The organism is Taklimakanibacter lacteus (assembly GCA_003576695.1).
Lineage (GTDB): Bacteria > Pseudomonadota > Alphaproteobacteria > Rhizobiales > Aestuariivirgaceae > Taklimakanibacter > Taklimakanibacter lacteus.
The window spans coordinates 38,275-58,777 of record QOZQ01000007.1 but is presented as its reverse complement, the minus strand read 5'-3'; the positions used below and the strand labels follow the sequence as shown (position 1 = coordinate 58,777).

General features: G+C 60.5%; 15 protein-coding genes. 13 read left to right on the top strand and 2 right to left on the bottom strand.

Annotated elements, in window-relative coordinates:
* Window positions 1–5 precede the first annotated feature (5 nt).
* The 9 genes from trbE to DT068_RS15120 all read left to right on the top strand — a co-directional run bounded on the left by trbE (window position 6) and on the right by DT068_RS15120 (window position 11,995).
* The gene (gene trbE, locus DT068_RS15160; RefSeq protein ID WP_119390712.1) at window positions 6–2,501 is read left to right on the top strand and encodes a conjugal transfer protein TrbE; all 2,496 of its coding nucleotides are present in this window, start codon (window positions 6–8) and stop codon (window positions 2,499–2,501) included.
* Window positions 2,498–3,247 (top strand): P-type conjugative transfer protein TrbJ, encoded by a 750-nt coding sequence (gene trbJ, locus DT068_RS15155; RefSeq protein ID WP_119390711.1) that lies wholly within the window; start codon window positions 2,498–2,500, stop codon window positions 3,245–3,247. The genes trbE and trbJ overlap by 4 nt, the downstream gene beginning before the upstream one ends.
* Before the next feature lie 10 nt (window positions 3,248–3,257).
* Window positions 3,258–3,524 (top strand): putative entry exclusion protein TrbK-alt, encoded by a 267-nt coding sequence (gene trbK-alt / locus DT068_RS15150; RefSeq protein WP_119390710.1) that lies wholly within the window; start codon window positions 3,258–3,260, stop codon window positions 3,522–3,524.
* The gene (trbL, locus tag DT068_RS15145; RefSeq protein WP_119390709.1) at window positions 3,521–4,897 is read left to right on the top strand and encodes a P-type conjugative transfer protein TrbL; all 1,377 of its coding nucleotides are present in this window, start codon (window positions 3,521–3,523) and stop codon (window positions 4,895–4,897) included. Before trbK-alt ends, trbL begins: the two co-directional genes overlap by 4 nt.
* Entirely contained in the window at window positions 4,894–5,580 is a 687-nt protein-coding gene (trbF, locus tag DT068_RS15140) for a conjugal transfer protein TrbF (protein ID WP_119390708.1), read from the top strand. Before trbL ends, trbF begins: the two co-directional genes overlap by 4 nt.
* Before the next feature lie 68 nt (window positions 5,581–5,648).
* Window positions 5,649–6,626, top strand: a complete 978-nt coding sequence (trbG, locus tag DT068_RS15135) for a P-type conjugative transfer protein TrbG (protein ID WP_438816437.1) — start codon at window positions 5,649–5,651, stop codon at window positions 6,624–6,626.
* Complete coding sequence (locus tag DT068_RS15130; protein WP_119390706.1) at window positions 6,623–7,831, top strand: TraB/TrbI/VirB10 family type IV secretion system protein; 1,209 nt, start codon at window positions 6,623–6,625, stop codon at window positions 7,829–7,831. The genes trbG and DT068_RS15130 overlap by 4 nt, the downstream gene beginning before the upstream one ends.
* Window positions 7,828–8,055, top strand: coding sequence for a DUF2274 domain-containing protein (locus DT068_RS15125; RefSeq protein ID WP_119390705.1), 228 nt, complete (start codon window positions 7,828–7,830; stop codon window positions 8,053–8,055). Before DT068_RS15130 ends, DT068_RS15125 begins: the two co-directional genes overlap by 4 nt.
* A gap of 544 nt (window positions 8,056–8,599) precedes the next feature.
* Complete coding sequence (locus tag DT068_RS15120) at window positions 8,600–11,995, top strand: TM0106 family RecB-like putative nuclease (protein WP_119390704.1); 3,396 nt, start codon at window positions 8,600–8,602, stop codon at window positions 11,993–11,995.
* Between the two features lie 171 nt (window positions 11,996–12,166).
* On the opposite strand, the gene DT068_RS15115 is transcribed toward DT068_RS15120, so the two are convergent.
* Together DT068_RS15115 and DT068_RS15110 are read right to left on the bottom strand one after the other, a co-directional pair.
* The gene (locus tag DT068_RS15115) at window positions 12,167–15,463 is read right to left on the bottom strand and encodes a type ISP restriction/modification enzyme (protein WP_119390703.1); all 3,297 of its coding nucleotides are present in this window, start codon (window positions 15,461–15,463) and stop codon (window positions 12,167–12,169) included.
* An 11-nt stretch (window positions 15,464–15,474) separates the two neighbouring features.
* Window positions 15,475–16,599 (bottom strand): Fic family protein, encoded by a 1,125-nt coding sequence (locus DT068_RS15110; RefSeq protein ID WP_119390702.1) that lies wholly within the window; start codon window positions 16,597–16,599, stop codon window positions 15,475–15,477.
* A gap of 159 nt (window positions 16,600–16,758) precedes the next feature.
* Between DT068_RS15110 and DT068_RS15105 the strand changes: the two genes are divergently transcribed.
* Genes DT068_RS15105 through DT068_RS15090 form a run of 4 tightly spaced genes read left to right on the top strand, consistent with a single transcriptional unit; the run spans window position 16,759 to window position 20,498 of the window.
* Window positions 16,759–17,337, top strand: coding sequence for a hypothetical protein (locus tag DT068_RS15105; protein ID WP_119390701.1), 579 nt, complete (start codon window positions 16,759–16,761; stop codon window positions 17,335–17,337).
* Window positions 17,334–18,710 (top strand): 7-cyano-7-deazaguanine synthase, encoded by a 1,377-nt coding sequence (locus DT068_RS15100; protein ID WP_119390700.1) that lies wholly within the window; start codon window positions 17,334–17,336, stop codon window positions 18,708–18,710. Before DT068_RS15105 ends, DT068_RS15100 begins: the two co-directional genes overlap by 4 nt.
* Complete coding sequence (locus tag DT068_RS15095; protein ID WP_119390699.1) at window positions 18,707–19,888, top strand: ImmA/IrrE family metallo-endopeptidase; 1,182 nt, start codon at window positions 18,707–18,709, stop codon at window positions 19,886–19,888. The genes DT068_RS15100 and DT068_RS15095 overlap by 4 nt, the downstream gene beginning before the upstream one ends.
* Window positions 19,866–20,498: a PIN domain-containing protein gene (locus tag DT068_RS15090; RefSeq protein WP_119390698.1), complete on the top strand. Its 633-nt coding sequence runs from the start codon at window positions 19,866–19,868 to the stop codon at window positions 20,496–20,498. The genes DT068_RS15095 and DT068_RS15090 overlap by 23 nt, the downstream gene beginning before the upstream one ends.
* Window positions 20,499–20,503: the final 5 nt, after the last annotated feature.

Below are 20,503 nucleotides of genomic sequence, written 5' to 3'. Positions count from 1 at the left end.
CGCCGATGCTGAACCTCGCCGAATACCGGAAGAAGAGCGCGCAGCTCGCGGACTTCCTGCCTTGGGCCGCCTTGGTCGCGCCGGGCGTCGTTCTCAACAAGGACGGATCGTTCCAAAGGACGGCGCGGTTTCGGGGTCCCGATCTCGACAGCGCCACGCCGGCCGAGCTGGTCGGCACGACCGCGCGCCTCAACAACGCCCTGCGCCGTCTCGGCTCCGGCTGGGCGATCTTCGTCGAGGCGCAGCGCCATCCCGCGACCGACTATCCGGAGAGCCTGTTTCAGGACTCCGCCTCCGCACTTCTCGACATCGAGCGACGCGAACAGTTCGAGGACTCAGGCGTCCTGTTCGAGTCGAGCTACTTCTTCACCTTCGTCTGGCTGCCGCCGGCTGAGGAAGCGTCGCGCATGGAAGCCTGGCTTTACGAGGGCCGCGAGCACAGCGGTGTCGACCCATGGGAGCTGCTGAAGAGTTTCGTCGATCGTACCGACCGCGTGCTCAATTTGGTCGAAGGTTTCGTGCCGGAAGCCGAATGGCTCGATGACTCGGAGACGCTGACGTACCTGCATTCGACCATCTCGACCAAGCGCCATCGTGTGCGCGTGCCCGAGACGCCGATGCACCTTGACGCGATCTTGGCCGATCAGCCGCTCGCCGGCGGGCTGGAGCCGCGGCTTGGCGACTTTCATGTCCGTACGCTCACCGTCATCGGATTCCCGAGCACGACCTTCCCCGGCATCCTCGACGACCTCAACCGGCTCGCGTTCGTGTACCGCTGGTCGACGCGCGCGATCATGCTCGACAAGACCGATGCGACGCGACTCGTCACGAAAATCCGCCGGCAATGGTTCGCCAAGCGAAAGAGCGTTGCAGCGATCCTGAAGGAAGTGATGACGAACGAGCAATCGGTGTTGATGGACACCGATGCCGCCAACAAGGCCGCCGATGCCGATGCTGCCTTGCAAGACCTCGGCTCAGATCAGGTCAGCGAATGCTATGTGACCGCGACCGTCACGGTGTGGGGCGCCGATCGCACCGTCGCCGACGAGAGGCTGCGCCTGGTCGAGAAAGTCATTCAATCCCGTGACTTCACCTGCATCGTCGAAGGCGTCAATGCGATCGAAGCCTGGCTCGGCTCCATCCCCGGCCAGACCTATGCGAATGTCCGTCAGCCGCCGATCTCGACACTCAACCTCGCGCACATGATGCCGCTGTCGGCGGTCTGGGCCGGACCGGCGAGGGACGAACATCTCGGCGCCCCGCCACTGTTCTACGCCAAGACCGAAGGTGCGACGCCGTTCCGCTTCGCGCTCCATGTCGGCGATGTCGGCCACACCATGATCGTGGGGCCGACCGGGGCGGGCAAGTCCGTGCTGCTCGCGCTGATGGCGCTCCAGTTCCGCCGTTATCGCAATAGCCAAGTCTTCGTCTTCGACTTCGGCGGCAGCATCAGGGCCGCGACGCTCGCGATGGGCGGCGATTGGCAGGACCTCGGCGGCTCGCTCGCCGAGGACGCGGAGTCCACCTCTGTCTTGCTCCAACCGCTAGCTCTCATCCATCACGTCCCCGAGCGGGCGTGGGCCGCCGACTGGCTGGTCGACATTCTCCTACGCGAAGGCGTCACCATCACGCCGGACGTCAAGGAATACATCTGGGCCGCGCTGACTTCGCTCGCCTCTGCGCCGATTGAAGAACGCACCATTACCGGCCTCACGGTCCTGTTGCAGTCCTCAACACTGAAACAGGCACTGCGGCCGTACTGCATCGGCGGCGCGCACGGCCGGCTGCTCGACGCCGAGCATGAGCATCTCGGCACGGCGAACGTCCAAGCCTTTGAGACCGAAGGACTTGTCGGCACCAAGGCCGCGCCGGCCGTCCTCTCGTATCTGTTCCACCGCATCGACGCCCGCTTCGACGGACGGCCGAGCCTACTTATTATCGACGAAGGCTGGCGCGCACTCGATGACGGCGGCTTCGCCGACAAGATCAAGGAATGGCTGAAGACGTTGCGGAAGAAGAACGTCAGCGTCGTCTTTTCTTCGCAGTCGCTGGCCGACATCGAGGCGTCGCCGATCGCGCCGGTCCTTGTCGAGAGCTGCCCGACGCGCATCTTCCTCGCCAACGAGCGCGCCATCGAACCGCAGATCACCGCCGTCTATGAGCGGTTCGGACTCAACGCCCGGCAAATCGAGATCATCGCGCGGGCGACCCCGAAGCGCGATTACTACTGTCAGTCGCGACGTGGCAATCGCCTGTTCGAGCTTGGCCTTGGGTCTGTCGCGCTCGCGCTCTGCGCATCGTCCGACAAGGCCGCGCATGCACTGATCGACGAGCTGCTGCGCGATGGTCCGGGGCCATACTTTCTCGAAGCCTGGCTTCACGCCAACGGCCTCGCCTGGGCGGCCGATCTCACTCCCGACCTCACCAATGTCATCGACCAGTCCGCGACCGCGGGCGGGTCCGTTCCCGTCAATCCGACCGAACAGGAGGACTTGCCATGAAGGAAATGTCCCGATCCGCCCGTCTGCGCAATGCGCTGGCCGCCGGCACACTCGCAGTCGGCATTGCGTATGGCGCCGCGCCGGCTACGGCACTGATCGTGTTCGATCCGTCGAACTACGCGCAGAACGTCCTGACCGCCGCGCGCACGCTGGAGCAGATCAACCACCAGATCACCTCGCTCGCCAACGAAGCGCAGATGCTCCTCAACCAAGCGAAAAACCTCGCCAGGTTACCAACGTCGATGCTCTCGCAGATTCAAGGCAACTTCTCGGAGATGCAGCGGCTGATGGGCGAGGCGGAGAGGCTTGCCTACAACGTCCAGACCATCGAGCAACAGTTCGCTTCGACCTTCCAAAACTTCGCGTCCGACAAGACCAGCCAGCAGCTCGTCGTTTCGGCGCGAGAACGCTGGCAGCAGTCGCTGTCGGCCTACGAACATTCGCTGAAGGCCGGCGCTGTCGCGGTCGGGAACATCGAGGGGACGCGCTCGCAGACCGGCACGCTGGTCAGCGCCAGCCAGTCAGCGGTCGGCGTGCTCCAGGCGACGCAGGCCGGCAACCAGCTTCTCGGCGTCCAGGCACGGCAACTCGCAGACCTCACGGCGATGCTCGCCGCGCAGGGCCGCGCCGACGCTTTGGAAAAGTCACGGCAGGCGGCCGCGCAGGAGCAGGCGCGCGAGCAGTTCGGCCGCTTCATGGCAGGAAGCGCCTACAGCCCCACGACGGTCCGCATGTTCCACGATTGAGGGCGTGGGCATGGATATGAAGATCGCTACCCGGATGCTCGCCGTCCTCGCATTCGCCGCCGTTATGGCCGCGTGCGCCATCGCGCTGCGCCCGGACCGCACCGAGGATGCTCCCGCCCAGACCGTTCAACCTCGGGGCGACGAGCCCGCATCCAGCGAACTGGTTCGCTGCCGCGACATCGGCGCGGCCGCCCTCGACGATCCTGCGTGCAGGAAAGCCTGGTCCGACAGCCGCCGCCATTTCCTCGGCGGGGCAGGGGAGCGGCCGCGCCCATGAACAATACCGGCGTCATCGATCGCTTCCTCGAAACCTTCACGAGCTACATCGATAGCGGATTCGGCCTGCTCGGCGGCGAGGTCGCGTTCCTGACGTCGACGCTGATCGTCATCGACATCACGCTCGCTGGCCTGTTCTGGGCCTGGGGCGCCGACGAGGATGTGCTTCAGCGGCTCATCAAGAAGACGCTCTATATCGGCTTCTTCGCGTTCATCATCGGCAATTTCAACCGGCTTGCCGGCATCGTCTTCCAATCCTTCAGCGGGCTTGGTCTCAAGGCCGGTGGATCGTCGCTCTCGGCGTCCGATCTGCTCCAGCCCGGCCGCGTCGCGCAGGTCGGCATCGACGCCGGCAATCCCATCCTCAAGGCCGCCGGCGACCTGATGGGCTACATCTCCTTCTTCGAGAACTTCGTGCAGATCATGGTGTTGATGATCGCCTGGGCGATCGTGCTGATCGCCTTCTTCATCCTCGCAGTCCAGATCTTCATCAGCCTGATCGAGTTCAAATTGACGACGCTTGCGGGCTTCGTGCTGATCCCATTCGCGCTGTTCAACAAGACCGCGTTCCTCGCTGAGAAGGTGCTGGGCAACATCGTCGCCTCCGGCGTCAAGATATTGGTGCTTGCCGTCATCGTCGGCATCGGCTCCGGCCTGTTTGGTGAGTTCACATCCGGCTTCTCCGGATCGCCGACGATCACCGACGCACTGGCGCTTGTGCTCGGCGCCCTGTCGCTGATGGGCTTGTCGATCTTCGGTCCCGGCATCGCCACCGGCCTCGTCTCCGGTGCCCCGCAGCTCAGCGCAGGGGCGGCGGTTGGCACCGGCCTCGCCGTCGCCGGCATCGGGGCGGCCGGGGTCATGGGAGCGAGCGCAGGCTTGGGCGGCGCGGCGAGCGTCGCCGGAGCCGGCGCACGCATGACAGCGGCTGCCGCGCGCGGCGGCGCGCATCTCGCCGGCAGCACGTCGACCGCCTATGGCCTTGCGGCATCCACGTCAGGGCAGGGCGGCATGGGCGCCGTGGCCGCCGGCCTCGGCGGCGTCGCAAAGGCGGGCGCATCGGCTGCGGTCCAGCCCGTGCGGCAGGCCATGTCGCGCGCCGCCGACTCCCTTCGCTCCAGCTACCGCGCCGGCCGGGCCGGTGCATGGACCGCAACCGGCGGCACGTCGCCAGCCGCCGGTTCGGCCTCGGCCGCTGGCAATGCTTTCTCTGCTGGTGCTTCTGCGTCCTCGGCCCCGCCGGCTTGGGCCACTCGAATGAAGCGCGGCCAGACCATGAGCCACGGCGCCACTGCCGCCGCCCACGCGATCCGCTCCGGCGATCACGGCGGCGGCTCCATGAATGTCTCACTCGATCAGGACGACCGCCGATGAATCTCTTCAGACGACCCTCCGTGCGTTACGCGCGCACGCCCGAACCCGAGACCCCCTATCAACGTGCAGCACAAGCCTGGGACGAGCGGATCGGCTCCGCCCGCGTCCAGGCGGCGAACTGGCGGCTCATGGCCTTCGGCTCGCTTACGCTCGCCGGCGGCTTTGCTGTCGCGCTGGTCTGGCAATCGACGCAAGGCACCGTCGTTCCCTGGGTCGTGCAGGTCGACAAGTTCGGCGAAGCACAGGCCGTGGCGTCGGCTGTTGCCGACTACAGGCCGACTGATCCGCAGATCGCGTGGCATCTCGCGCGCTTCGTCGAGCAAGTCCGGAGCATTCCGGCCGATCCGGTCATCGTGCGCCAAAACTGGCTGCGCGCCTACGACTACGCGACCGATCGCGGCGCCATCGCGCTGAACGACTACGCGCGCGCCAACGATCCCTTCACGAAGGTCGGCAAGCAGCAGATCGCGATCGAGATCTCCAGCGTCATCCGCGCCTCGCCGGACTCCTTCCGCATCGCCTGGCAGGAACGACGCTACGAGAACGGGCAACTCGCGGCGACCGAACGCTGGACCGCCATTCTCACCGTCGTGATCCAGCAGCCGCGCACCGCCGACAGGCTGCGCGCCAATCCGCTGGGTGTGTTTGTCAATGCAATCAACTGGTCGAAGGAGATGGGATGATGGATGGGGCAGGGAAGAGATGCAGGTATGCAAGAGCAGGCCGTCGTTCACTCGCGTTGATCGCACTAATGGTGTCGACAACGGCGCTCGGCGGCTGTGCCAACAAATTCATTCCGCCGGACATCGACTACGACGACGCGGCGCCCGCCGTGCTGAGCGCAGATCCGGTCGGTCCGGTGAAGGTGGTCGAGTTGCCGAAGCCGCTGCCGCTGCCCGGCCAGTTGAAGCCAGTCGATTCGGCCAAACAGAAGCCCGAGCCCACCGATCCTAAGGCGCGCATCGCGCAAGCCAACGAAGCCGCACGCATGCAACCGGTCCGCAACGGTTTCATCAACGCGGTGCAGGTCTATCCCTTCGCGGCCGGCGCGCTCTATCAGGTCTACGCCGCGCCCGGCCAGGTCACGGACATCGCCTTGCAGCCCGGCGAGCAGCTCGTCGGTTCCGGTCCCGTCGCGGCGGGCGACACCGTGCGATGGATCGTCGGCGACACCGTCAGCGGCTCCGGCCAAAACCAGCAGGTCCATATCCTCGTCAAGCCGACGCGGCCGGACCTTCAGACTAATCTCGTGATCAACACCAATCTGCGTACCTATCACATGGAGCTGCGCTCGACCGAGAAGACCTACATGGCGTCAGTCTCGTGGCAGTATCCGCAGGACCAGTTGATCGCGCTGCGCCGGCAGAACACGCAGGCCGCGTTGATGCAGCCGGTGGCCACCGGCGTCGACATCTCCAAACTCAACTTTCGCTATGCGATCGAGGGCGACAGCGCGCCGTGGCGGCCGCTCCGCGCCTTCGACGATGGCAGCAAGGTCTATATTGAGTTTCCGTCCGGTATCGGCCAGGGCGAGATGCCGCCGCTCTTCGTCATCGGCCCGTCCGGTAATTCCGAGCTGGTCAACTACCGCGCGCGCCAGAACTATTATGTCGTCGACCGGCTGTTTGCTGCGGCCGAACTGCGCCTCGGCGACAAGGACAGCGAGCGGCGCGTACGGATCGTCCGCATGGACGGCAGGCCGGGACGCAGCGCGGGGCTGTTCCGATGACCGATGCGCCAAATCCGCCTTCCGGCGACATCCGCGCCGAGCTCCGCTTGCGGCCGGAGCCGCCGCGCGTCACGCGCCTCTCCCGAAAAGTGCTGATCGGCCTGGGCGGCGTCAGCGCCGTCGCCATCCTCGGCGCGCTCGTTTGGGCACTCGACAGCAATCGTCGTGCCAAGCAGCCCACGACCGAACTCTACAACACTGAAAACCGCACCGCGGCCGACGGGCTGGCCGGCCTGCCCAAGGACTATTCCGGGGTTCCGCAGCTTGGCCCGGCGCTGCCGGGAGACCTCGGCCGACCGATCCTGCGCGCGCAGGAGCAAGGCCGTCCCGTGATCGCGCCGGATGTTCGAACACCACGCGCCGACCCGGAAGAACAGCGTCGCCTTGCCGAGATCGAGTCGGCGCGTGTCGCGAAGGTGTTCACCGACAGCCGCGGTGCGCAAGCGCCGGACACCCGACCGGCCACGCCTGATGCCACCCGTATTGATCCGACCGGCCTGACGCTGCAGACCGAGACGCCGCCGCTCGATCCGGGCGCCAGGCAGAACATGCAGGACCGCAAGCTCGCTTTCGTCAACGCAGCGGCCGATCGGCGCACGGTCAGTCCCGACCGCGTGCAGGAGAAAGCCTCGCCACATGTCGTGCAGGCGGGCACCATCATTCCCGCCGCGCTCATCACCGGCATCAACTCCGATCTGCCCGGCCAGATCACCGCGCAGGTGACGGAGCACGTCTATGACAGCCCGAGCGGCAAGCACCTTCTCATCCCTCAGGGTGCGCGGCTCATCGGCCAGTACGACAGTCAGGTCGCGTTCGGGCAATCCAGGGTTCTCTTGGTCTGGAATCGTGTCGTCATGCCCAACGGCACGTCGATCGTGCTGGAACGCCTTCAGGGAGCCGACGCCGGCGGATATTCCGGGCTCGAGGACGAGGTGGACTATCACTGGGGTCAGCTCTTCCGTGCCGCAGCGCTCTCGACGTTGCTCGGTGTCGGCACCCAGCTCTCGATTGACAACGAGAGCGAGATCGCGCGCGCCATTCGCGAAAGCGCACAGGATTCCGCCTCCGACGTCGGCCAGCAGATCGTGCGCCGCCAGCTCAACGTCCAGCCGACGCTCACGGTGCGGCCGGGTTTCCCGGTCCGCATCATCGTGAATCGCGACTTGGTGATGCAGCCCTACGGCGCCGCGAAGGAGCCGTCATGACCAAGCTGAGACTCTCTGCCATCCCCGACGATAAACCGGTCAAGATCACCATCGAGCTGCCGGCTGCCGTTCATCGCGATCTTGTCGCCTACGCGGAGATTCTCGCCCGGACCTCTGGCGAGGCGGCACCACCCGATCCGGCCAAGCTGGTCGCGCCGATGCTCCAGCGCTTCATGGCGACAGACAAGGGCTTCACAAAAGAGAAACGCACGACGCAACGCTAATAAGATGTGGGGTGGCGTTGAAAAAGCCGCTCCAACGATACCAGGAAGGTGCAAATCTGCGGGTTTCGTTGCTTGACTTCATGAGAACAAAATAAGAACATTGACTGAGCAAGGTCAATTCGGAACTCGAAATGTCAGAAGCGGCGGGGGCCGAATTCCATGTCGGAATCGGAACGGCTCGACATGGCCGTGGATCAGGCGATAGCGGCGCACGATGGCGATCCGCGACGCACGATCCGGAGCCCTGCTTCTGATGTAGTGGCGATTGGAGGCTGATGTAGTGGCGATTGGAGGCGAAGGTCTCGCAAGGCTTCATCAGGGGCGTCCAATACGGCCGCTTCAAGTGCTACAGCGGGTGGCTCCGGCAGCGGTCGGAAAATTTGCGCGAAGGATCGAAGCCAGATGGCGGAGACAAAGCGTTCGCGTGGCTCCGTTCACGAGAGCCCGGTCGGCCGGGTGCGGTCGACGCGCACGAACATGAAATTAGCCGAAAAATTCAGTGCCGAGTTGCGGGGCACGCCCCGGTTGCACTAGCGTGGCGTTGATGCGCAAGGGCGGCGAAACGATCCATCTTACGGCGAGCGATCTCGTAGGGCATCTCAACTGCCGCTACCTGACCGCGCTCGATCTCGCGGTCGCGCGCGGCGAAATCGTGAAGCCGTCGGTTTGGGACCCTGTTTTGGAAATCCTGGCGGAACGCGGCGCGCAGCATGAAAAGGCGTACATCGATCATCTCAAAGGGCAGGGAGATGAGATCATCCCGATCGACGGAATCGGCGTCGAAACGGATGCCGTGGATAAGACCGTCGCGGCCATGAGGGCTGGCGTACCCATTGTTGTCCAGGCTGCACTTCAGGACGGCCGATGGAGCGGAAGGGCTGACGTGCTTCGCCGCGTCGAGAAGCCAAGCGTCTTCGGCGCCTGGTCTTATGAAGTCGTCGACACCAAGCTTGCCAAGGAGACCAAGGGCGGCACGGTCCTGCAGCTTTCGCTGTATGCGGCGCTGCTTTCATCGGTGCAGAAGAGGCTACCCGAATTTAGCTACGTCGTTACGCCCGAGACGGGCTTTGAACCGGAAATCTATCGCACGACAGATTATTCGGCCTATTACCGCCGCGTGCGCCGCAGCCTCGAACACTCCGTCGATAACGGCGCGGGCGGCGATCTCTATCCCGACCCAAATCCGCACTGCGACATTTGCCGGTGGCGGCAGCATTGCGATGGGAAACGACGCAAGGACGATCACCTCTCGCTTGTCGCGGGAATCTCGAAAAGCCAGATTGGCGAACTGAAACGCCATGATGTCGGCACGACAGCGAAGCTGGCGGAAGTTGCTCTGCCCTGGCCGTGGAAACCGGATCGTGGCGCCACTCAGAGCTACGAGAAAATTCGCGAGCAGGCGCGGATGCAGGTCAAGGGACGGACGGAAGGTAAGGTCATTCATGAAGCCTTGCCGATTCAGCCCGGGTTCGGGCTTTGTTGTCTGCCCGAACCGTCGCCGGGAGACATCTTCTTCGACCTTGAAGGCGATCCCTTCGTGCGGGGCGGCGGGCTCGAATTCCTGTTCGGCTATGCCTATCAGAACGAAAGCGGACAAGCGCAGCATCGTGCGGAATGGTCGTTCACTCCCGCCGAAGAAAGAGCGGCTTTTGAGCGGTTCGTCGACTTCGTCTTTGATCGGCTCAAAACATACCCAGCCCTGCACATCTATCACTTCGCGCCGTACGAACCTGCCGCCTTGAAGCGCCTCATGGGCCGATATGCGACGCGCGAAGAAGAACTCGATCGCTTGCTGCGTAGCGGCGTGCTTGTCGACCTGTTCGCTGTGATCCGCCACAGCATCCGCGCCAGCGTCGAGAGCTATTCCATCAAGAAGCTGGAGCCGCTTTACGAATATAAGCGCGCGCAGGATCTGTCCGACGCCGGAAAGATACTTGCCAAGGTCCAGGCCTGCCTTGAGCTCGGCGATGTCCAGGGCATAGAAGATGCCGATCGCAAGGCCGTCGACGCCTACAACAAAGATGATTGTTTGTCGGCGTGGGCCCTGCGTGATTGGCTCGAAGGATTGCGGGCCGAACTCGTCACAGGAGGCGCGACGATAGACCGTCCTGAAGCCAAGAGCGGTGACGCAAGCGAAAAGCTGACCGCATGGCAGCAGCGCATCGCTCCGCTCGTCGAAAGCCTGACGCAGGCGGTTCCTGTCGATGTGGCCGATCGGACGACGGAAGAGCATGCACGCTGGCTTCTGGGCAACGTTCTGGATTTCCACGGCCGCGAAATAAAGGCGACCTGGTGGGAGTATTTCCGCCTGTCAGCCTTGTCAGCAGAGGATTTGCTCGACGAGCGGGCTGCGATCTCCGGCCTGATCTTCGTCGACAACGTTGGAGGAACGGCGAAAGCGCCTATTCACCGCTACGGTTTCCCGGCGCAGGAAACGGAATTGCGTGGCGACGAGGACCTGCGATCGGTTGGAGGGAAGCCGTTCGGAAAAATCGATGCGATCTCTCTTGACGACCGCACGGTAGACATCAAGAAGCGGAAGGATACGGCTTCACTGCACCCGGAAGCAGTTTTCTCGCACAAGGTGATTGGAACGGAGGAGCAGGCAGAGGCCCTCGTCCGCATCGCCGAATACGTCATAACAAATGGAATGACGAGGCCGGGACGCTATCAGGCAGCGCGCGATCTCCTTCTATTGGAGGCGCCGAAAATCGGCGGACAGCCGATCAGAAACGTGGACGAGACGACGCTTAGCGCAGCGGTTCGTATCGCGCCGGCATTCGAGGCGTGTGCATTTCCCATTCAAGGTCCTCCAGGCGCGGGTAAGACGCACACCGGCGCTCGTATGATTTGCGCCCTTGTTGCAGCGGGAAAGAAGATCGGCATCACGGCCAACAGCCATAAAGTCATCCGCAATCTGCTGGATGAGATTCAGCGCGCCTGCAAACAGAACGGCAAGCCAATTCAGAGCATCCAGAAGCTGTCTGAAAAGGCGGACGACGTTCCTGGGATTCGGCTTACAACCGACAACGCTGAAATCTTCTCCTCGCTCGGGCCCGATTGTCCGGTGGCCGGTGGAACGTCGTGGCTCTGGGCTCGCCCTGAGGCCTTCGAAACCCTCGACGTGCTGTTCGTCGACGAGGCGGCGCAGATGTCGCTCGCGAACGTCCTAGCGGTATCGCATGCGGCAAAGACGATTGTGCTGCTAGGCGATCCGCGTCAACTCGAACAGCCATTGCAGGGTAGTCACCCGGAAGGAACGGACGTATCGGCGCTCAAGCACATCCTGGGCGAACATGCCACTGTCACTGCTGACCGCGGGCTGTTCTTGGAAGAAACATGGCGGCTGCATCCGGAGATATGCTCGTTCACTTCTGAGCTGTTCTACGAAGACAGGCTGCGCTCGAAACCCGGCCTGCAGCAACAGGCGGTCAAGTCACAAGGCCGCGTGAATGGCTCTGGCTTGCGCTACCTGGCTGTCGAGCATGAAGGCAATCAAAGCGCCAGCCCCGAGGAAGCGGACGTTATCAAGGCCTTGGTCGAAGAGATTCTTGCATCGAAGGCGACGTGGATAGGGCCGGACGGAAAAGAGGCTCCTGTTGCACTCGACAACATCCTGATTATTGCGCCGTACAACGCACAAGTGTTCGAATTGCAAGATCGCTTGCTGGGTGCCCGGATCGGCACCGTCGATAAGTTTCAGGGGCAGGAAGCACCGATTGTCATCTATTCAATGACCACTTCGAGTCATGCGGACGCGCCGCGCGGCATGGAATTTCTTTACAGTGCAAACCGCTTGAATGTTGCCACCTCGCGAGCGCGCTGCGTTTGCATCCTTGTCGGCTCGCCGTTGCTGTTTGAGGCAGAATGCCGCACGCCGCAGCAGATGCAGCTCGCGAACGCCTTCTGCCGTTATCTGGAGATGGCGCAGCCGATCTAATCGCAGACGCAGCGCTTTGGCCCCGGCTGCGCCGGAGAGCGTTTGCGCGAGGAATCGAAGCCGGAGGGCGGAGACAAAGGGTCAGAATGCCATGAAAACGAACGCGTAGCGTCGGCCGTTCGCCCGCCGCGAGACCGGTTCAACAAGGCAGCTGCAGGAGTGTCAGCACATCTAAAACTCGATAATTTGATCCAAGGTAGTCATAACACTGAGGGTGCCATTGATCGCGCCGAGGATTTTTTGATATTGCGTCAAGTCATCATAAGACAGTTGGCGCCCCTGGCGATCTTTCAGCCACTTTTCCAGTACTTGGTAGCTTCCAATTTCGAAGTCCCACGCTTCCTGGGCTATTCCGTCGAAGAACTGGCTTGTATTGATGTAGACGCGTCCGAATGGCGAACCTTCTTCCATGACAAATTTAGGATGCGCGCGCGCCACGGTGTTATCGCCTGCTACCGGAAAACGCACTTCCTTGGGTATGGAAACCGAGTCATCTAGAAGATGCAGCGAACGAAGCTGCCCGCCAAGCTGGGCAACTTGGATGAATTCATCAGCCGATTTCGGAACGGGGATCCGAGGAAAATCCAACATCAGAAACTGTGAGTAAGTTTCACGGTAGCTGCCGCTGTGTAGAATGGCATAGATGTAGTGAAGAACATCTGGCGGATTGAACCGACCGGCCTGCGTAACGTCTCCAGCCGGCGCGAAGGTCAGCCCGGTTGCCTCGGCAATCGCGGCTACAAACTCCTTTTTCAGATTTGGAGTGCGACCTCCATTTCTGTCGTCTGCTGGCCAGTCGGATGCCTGCGACAAAAGTTCGGGTGCGGCATCGGCCTCTGCGCTCGGATACAAATATAGAGGGAACACGTAGTTCTGTTCTTTGGTCTTGTTTGAGACCGCACAGCTTTCCGCGGGATCTTCGCTCAAAAGAACATGCATGAACCCGGCATCGGCCTGCTGGCGCGAGGTGAGTATGCAAATATTGTTCTTACCCAAAACGTGCTGCCTAATCTCACGGCGGGGATAGTCCATTGCGACTTCACTAAAGTAGCACGTGCGCCAATCGAAAGGCCGGTACAAGCAATCGACCAGACCCTGCTGCCAATCTGCGTCCGACCTCAGAGCCTTGCGCGCATCCGCAAGATTCCAGTCTCGATTATCTCGAAGCTTGAATCGCTCCCGATATTCGTCGTCGCTTAGCGCCGCGGAACGCATTTCCCGAAAACGATTCTCCATATCGGCATAATCGAATCCCACAGCGAAATGATCACGGTGCGTTTGGAATCCAAGGACGTTGACCGGAAAGATATCTGTAATCTTCCAAGCCGCCTGATAAACGGCGAGGCTCGTCGTATCCAGCGGCTTAAAGAGATAGAACGGAGCCTGGGGAGTGAGTTCTTCCCACTCCGTCGAGCCCTGATCCTTTTCAAACAACCAATTATATTTCTCGGCGCGGCTTCCCCAAAGGTCCGCATGGAACACCTTCGCCGGGCCTGATTTTCCTGAATGCTTGATAAAAATTCCGATGGAAACGCCTTGCTGAATATCAAAGACGTTTTGGTCCGTTTCACCGGACGGATTGCGCGCTCGCTTTTTTACGCTTCCGTGCAAATCGAGGACGTGGATTTCCGAGAACGTATTCATCAATGACTGGCGCATCCCTCGAAACGTGGGATTATTCAAGAACCCGTGGTTGGTGATGTAGGCAAGAATCCCTTGGCCGGAGCGTTCGATACGCCATTGGCCAAAACAAAGGAATTTAACGTAGTCGTCCTGAAGCCATTTAGAATTACGTTCGCCAAGCGGCTGCCCATCGACGTGATAATAGCTGGATACCGATTTGTCCTTACCCGCCCCGTGAAGAAGATCGTCAATCCACTGGCCATGGTTTGCAGAGTGGCCGGAGTACGGCGGATTGCCCATGACAACGAGCACAGGCGAATGCATTTTGATTGCATCTGCGGCTGCGCTCTCCTGAGCGACCCACTGGGTAAAGAGCGGCATGGCCGTGTGCTCGTGGGCCTCGTCGAGCGTATTCGTCAAAAAGACGCCGAGGCGGTCGCTACCTTCAGGAAGCACTGCCCATTGATCGCGGATATCCTCGGCGAGGTCGCGGCCGGCAAGTTGCAGGCTCAGTTTGAAATGCGCCACCGCGAATGGCGCGACCATGAATTCGAATCCAAAGAGACGGGGCAACAGATGTCGTTTTACATACCCCGGCCACATTCCGGCATTACCCGACGCAATGAATTGTTGGCGGATAAAATCGACGACGGAATAGAGAAATGTTCCCGTGCCGGTTGCCGGGTCCAGAATAATGACTTTATGACTTTGAGTTGTTTTGCGGACTTCACTGTTCTTGCCTTTGACACGTAGGCTCTGATCAAGATTTTTGATCGTAATCATCGATTGATCGGCCAGCCCGGTCGGGCAATCGAATTGGGTCTTCAAAATGTTATCGACGGACCGGACGATATAGCTCACCACCGGTTCCGGCGTGTAGTAGACACCGCGCGTTTCTCGTAGCTTGGGATCGTAGGCTGCCAGAAACGTTTCATAGAAGTGCACCACCGGGTCTTCTTGCTTCGTGCGATGGCCAAAATTCGCAAGGACGGTGGCCATATCGGTGTTGCCAAGAAGAGCAACGAGGTCATCGACAAAGCATGCGAACGGCTCGTCATCGAGCCGGGGATTGGAAATATCGATGAAGAAGTTTCTCAAGAAAGGATTGGACCGAGGAATTAAGCGCTGCGCTTCTTCCCGCGTAAATCTCGCCCCGGGATCGGCCATAACGCGCGCCGTGAATATTCCGTAAGCAAGCGTCTGCGCAAACATATCTGCGAACTGCGGCGTATTCTTTGCCTGATCAAGATCGGCAATGAGCACGTCGGAGAATGCCTTGCGCCAACCCTTGACCCAATCCGAAGCGATATCCTTTTCAAAGGCCGTAACAATGATGTCGCGGACGATATGGGTGAGCCGCGCCATTCTTTCCGCGAGGTCGCGCGGAGCGTTTATTTTGATTGGCGGTTGATTGAGAAAGTTATTCAGAAGGGCTTCGACTTTAGCAACGCCCGCCTTATCAACTTTGAGCGTTCCATTGCTTTGTCTGCTTGCCAGGCGCGCTTCCTGCCGGAGTTCTCCATCCACGTACCAACGAAATTCCAGGTAGTCGCTCAATATGAGATTCGACAGCGACTTTCGATAACGCTTTAACTGATCGGCTTGCTCGGCATCATCGAGAGATTTGCCAACGTCCTTGACCTCTATGTATCCAATCGTATGCGTGGATTTCGTGATAATGAAATCCGGCGCCCCGCATTCGATGCGCGACGGCTCGTTGGTTGCTCGCAAGTCCCTTATGCCTTCAAGCAATTGCTTGAGCGCAGGCCGATGTGTGTGCTCGGTGGCATTGTTTGCGCGCAATGCCTCGTCCAGCTTTGACAGATAGGTTTTAAAATCAAACATGCGCTTCTCAATCAGGGTTCGTTGATCCAAGTCTCGTTTAATGAATAGCTCGTGCTGCGCCCGCCGCCGGCGTCCTTCTTCAGGACGCCGCGCTCAACGAGATCGGTGATGTCGCGCAAGGCCGTGTCGGCGGAACATTTTTCGATCTTTGCCCATTTCGACGTATTCAGGCTGCCGTAGAAGCCGTCGAACAGGCGGTTGATCATATCGCGCTGACGCTCATTGAAGTCGGCTGTCGAATGCGCTTCCCAAAATTTGGCCTTCTTCAGCACCGTCGCGAGCGTTTCTTCAGCGCCTTCGAATGCACGATCGAGACAACCCAAGAACCATTGCAGCCACGGGGTGACGTCGCCGTTGTCTTGCTTCTGCGTCGCCTCCAGCATGTCGTAATACGCATTCCGTTCTTTGCGGATTTGCGAAGACATACTGTAGAAGCGCTGCGGACTTTTCTCTGATCGGGCGAGCGACATGTCGGCGATCGCGCGGGCGATACGCCCGTTGCCGTCGTCGAAGGGATGGATGGTCACGAACCAAAGATGCGCGAGCGCGGCTTTGAGTACCGGGTCGATGTCGCTCTCCGCGTTGTACCACTCAAGAAACGCTTTCATTTCTTGATCAAGGCGGGCTGCTTCGGGAGCCTCATAGTGCACGCGCTCCTTGCCGACGCGTCCCGAGACGACCTGCATGGGTCCCGATTTATCGCTTCGCCATGCTCCGACTGTGATTTTGTGCATGCCGCTATAGCCGGTTGGAAACAGGGATGCATGCCACCCGAACAAGCGCTCGGCTATAAGGGGCTTGTCGAAATTCTGCGTCGCGTCGAGCATCATTTCGACGACGCCTTCGACGTCGCGGTCGGCGGGCGTCAGCGCACCGATATCCATACCGAGCCGCCGCGCGATGGAGGACCGCACCTGATCGGCGTCGAGGATTTCGCCCTCGATCTCACTAGACTTGAGGACATCCTGCGTCAGCGTCTGGAGCACGGCCTCGTCGCGCAACGGAAATCCGAGGCCCTCCATGCGGCCGATTAGTCGTCCTTGGCGGTGCCGGACGGCAGCCAGCTGGTCGGCGAGCGCCTTGGAATCCCAAATGAATTTCGGCCATTCCGGCCTTTGATGGTAGTACGTTGCCATAATCACCGCATCTCCTGCGGTGATTATGGCCTGTATTCGCCGCAGACACAAGCATATTCACCGCCTCTTTTGCGGTGAATAGGCCGTCCATTCACCGCAAACCTCGAGATTTGACATTGTCAGCTATTTTTTGATATCCATCTGACATGGAGATTCGTCATGAGCGATGGCCCGCATAAGAGTCTGAACATGACGGCTGGCTGGAAGAAGCTCGCGGAGCGGGCTGACCAGACGGCCTTCGAGGTAGAGCAGGTGGCAGAGAAAGTTTTGCCCGCCTTGGAAGAGGGCTGGCATGAACATGGGTGCGACGATCTGATCCGCAATATTCGCACTCTGCTAGGCGACGTCAGGCAAACGTCTTTCCTCGCGAACAACAAGGCTGCCGAGCTCGAGGCTGCACGCCGCGACCTGTCGGCGGGTCGCGGCTTACGGCGGCTGATCGTCGACCATGTGATCCAGGCTCTCGCCAAAGGCCAGCAAGGTGCCGACGCTCTCAGTCAGGGGATTTCCAACGCCTTGCGTGAACGCGCGGCGAGGGGAGCGCTTCAAGTCGAGGAGCACTACATCAGGAAAAGCAACGAAACGCGTGCAGCAAATGTGCGCACGCGGATCAATGACGCTGTTTCCCGCGCCCCGATCGACGCATTCGCACGCCACGCCGCAGGTCTTGAAGCCAGTGCCCCGTCGCGCCAATCCCAAAAACAACAAGAACTCGATGACGGCGTGAGGTTGCCATGAGTGATGAAGATGATTTGCCATTGGTCAGAATAAGCGTCGTCGAGAAGGGACGGCGGGCACGTTCAGGCTGGACGCAGTGCGAGATCGGAACGAATCTCGTTTTCTCGGCTGAGCCGCTAGCTTCCTATTTCTTCGCAGAGTGGGAGCCGGTCATCTTTGACGCGCTGCTATTGGCGGCGGCCGTTGAGTTTTGCGACAAGACGCAGCGGCGACCGGCGCTTGGCTGGGGCCGGGATATCGCCCTCAATCTTCCCGTCCACAATCCTGCGCATTGGCGCAGTAAGGCCGTTCATGACAGCCTACATGATGCCTTGGAGCTGCTGACCGGGGATCGGTGGCAGGTAACGTTCGTCAATCGTAAGAAGGATGCCCCTTCGCCCCAGCAGGGACTTTTCAACCTTCCGACCGAGGCACTCGGTGTGGTGCCCTTCAGCGATGGTCTGGACTCCCGCGCGGTTGGCGCCCTTCTCGCGAAAGAACACGGCAACAAAATTGTCCGCGTTCGTCTTGGACCAAAGACTTCGGATCGTCCGAAGGACGGCCACGGTCGGAAAGAGCCGTTTACAGCCGTACCGTATAAGGTCCGTCCATCTGAACGGCGGTTTGTGGAAAGCAGCGCGCGTTCGCGTGGTTTTAAATTCGCCGTTTTGAGCGGGCTCGCGGCCTATCTCGCGAAGGCGAACAAAGTGTTTGTTCCGGAAAGCGGGCAGGGTGCCCTCGGGCCAGCTCTTGTGACGGTAGGGCAAGCCTATGAAGATTTCCGCAACCATCCGCGTTTCACGAAGAAGATGTCGGCCTTCCTCAAAGCGCTGCTTGGCCGCGACATCGCATTCGAGTTTCCGCGCCTGTGGTACACGAAGGGCGAAACGCTCGCGGCTTACGCTGCCTTAAATAGCCGCTCGTCGGAATGGCGTATAACGCGCTCGTGTTGGCAGGATAATCGACAAGTCTCCGTGGGCGGTCACCGCCGTCAGTGCGGCATCTGCGCGGCCTGTATGCTTCGGCGTATGAGCCTTCATGCGGCAGGACTAGATGAGTCGAATGACATCTATATCTGGGAGAACCTCGCTGCTGCCGATTTTGCGGATGGCGCAGCTCAGGGGTTCACCAAGATTACGCGGGCGCAGCGTCACTATGCGATCGCAGGCGCGTTGCATCTCGACCATCTGGCCTCGCTGCGCCGCGCGCCGCACTTTGACCAATCGTTAGACTTTCACGCGTTCCAACTCGCGGAAGTCATCGGACTTCCGGAGAAGGAAATCCGCTCAAAGATCGATCGCTTACTCTTACAGCATGAAAGGGAATGGACGGAATTCATGGCGTCACTCGGACCAAAATCATTCATAGCCGGCTGGGTTGGGTGGACGCAATGAATGGCGCACTTGAAAGCATGACGCCTTTGGAAGTCGGCGAGCGGCTGCGCGAAGCCCGTGATCGGGCTGGTTTGACTCAAGCGGATGCGGCTAGTGCGGTGAATATTGCGCGGACGACGTTGGTTGCGATCGAACAAGGACAGCGTCGTATCAAGCTGGAAGAGCTGCGTTCGCTTGCAAAACTATACAAGACGTCCATCAACGAGATGTTGCGGCAGGAAGCCGTCAAGGCGGACCTCACTCCAAAATTCCGCAAGCTCTTTCAAGATAAGGATCCTATCCAGGACGCGGTCCAGAAACTTTCCAATCTCGCAAAAGCTGAAGTCGAGCTGGAAGGATTGCTCGGCGTTCAGCGGCAACGCAATTATCCTCCTGAGCGTTCGATAGTGCCAGGCGATGTCCGCGCGCAGGCCGAGCAGGATGCACTTGAGCTTCGGCAATGGCTGGGCCTGGGCCTCAGTCCCGTGACCGATATCGTTACACTGTTGGAAATGGAGCTAGGCGTTCGGGTCTACATTCGCCGGCTCGACGGAAAGATTTCCGGGCTATTCGCCTATGATGATGCTCTTGGCGCGTGCATCATGCTGAATGCGAACCATCCTCGCGAACGAAGAACTCAGACGGCGGCGCACGAACTTGGTCACCTCGTGTCGACGCGCCGTCAGCCGGAAGTTCTTGAACTCGATCATTTTGAGAACTCGCGAGAGGAGCGTTACGCCACCGCCTTTGGAATCGCATTCTTGACGCCCGCGCGAGCCGTCATGCAGAAATTCAAGGAAGTCACGTTGGGCTCGGACAAGCTTACGCGTCGCCACGTCATCATTCTCGCTCATTCCTTTGGCGTCTCGCGCGAGGCAATGGTGCGTCGACTTGAGGAACTAAAGCTCACCAAGCCGGGCACCTGGGAGTGGTTTCAGGCGAACGATGGGATTACCGACCAGCAGGCAGCGCAGGTTCTCGGCGATTTGAGCGTGCCAGATGCTCAGAAAGCGGACTCGCGCCGGCCTACGACGTTGCGGCTTGCGCTATTGGCAGGAGAGGCGTGGCGTCGTGGATTGCTGAGTGAAGGCCAATTGATGCGGATGCTGCATATTGATCGAGTCGAGTTGCGGAAGATGCTCGACAATCTGGAGATTTCAGAAGGGGGCGAGGCCGATGGGGCTCTCCTGCCTAGCTGACTCCGAGACGCAGCTCGTGCTGGATGCCAGCACCGCTATCAACCTCAACGCCACGGGGTGCGCGGGGGCAATCTTGCGCACTTTGCCCAATGAGGTGATCGTGACGGACGTTGTTTTGGAGGAGCTGCAGGAGGACTCGCAGAGCGGGCGCAATGACGGCGAACTCATGGCAAAGCTGGTGGCCGACGGCGTCGTTCGAGTTGAGAATATATCCGGTCTTTCTCAGCCCAACTTCGAGAATCTCGTAATCGGTCATGGGCCGGACACTCTCGATGACGGCGAAGCGACTACTCTTGCATATGCGGTGGAGCGAAAGGCCGTTGCCGTAATTGACGAGCGCAAGGCACGACGAATTTGCTCAGAGCGGTTTCCGGCAACGAAGGTCGCCAGCACGGTCGATGTGCTCTGCCACGACGCGGTGATTGCAGCTTTGGGGGCCGCCGCCCTTGCAGATGCGGTGTTTGCCGCGCTTCAGAACGCTCGGATGCGTGTATTGCCTCAGCATGAGAAATGGGTCGTTGACCTGGTCGGCAGCGAGAGAGCGCAGCTTTGCGCGAGCTTGCCGCGGCGTTCGCGCACGGTCGCGCGGCAGGCGTCGGAAGCGCAGTGAGGCGG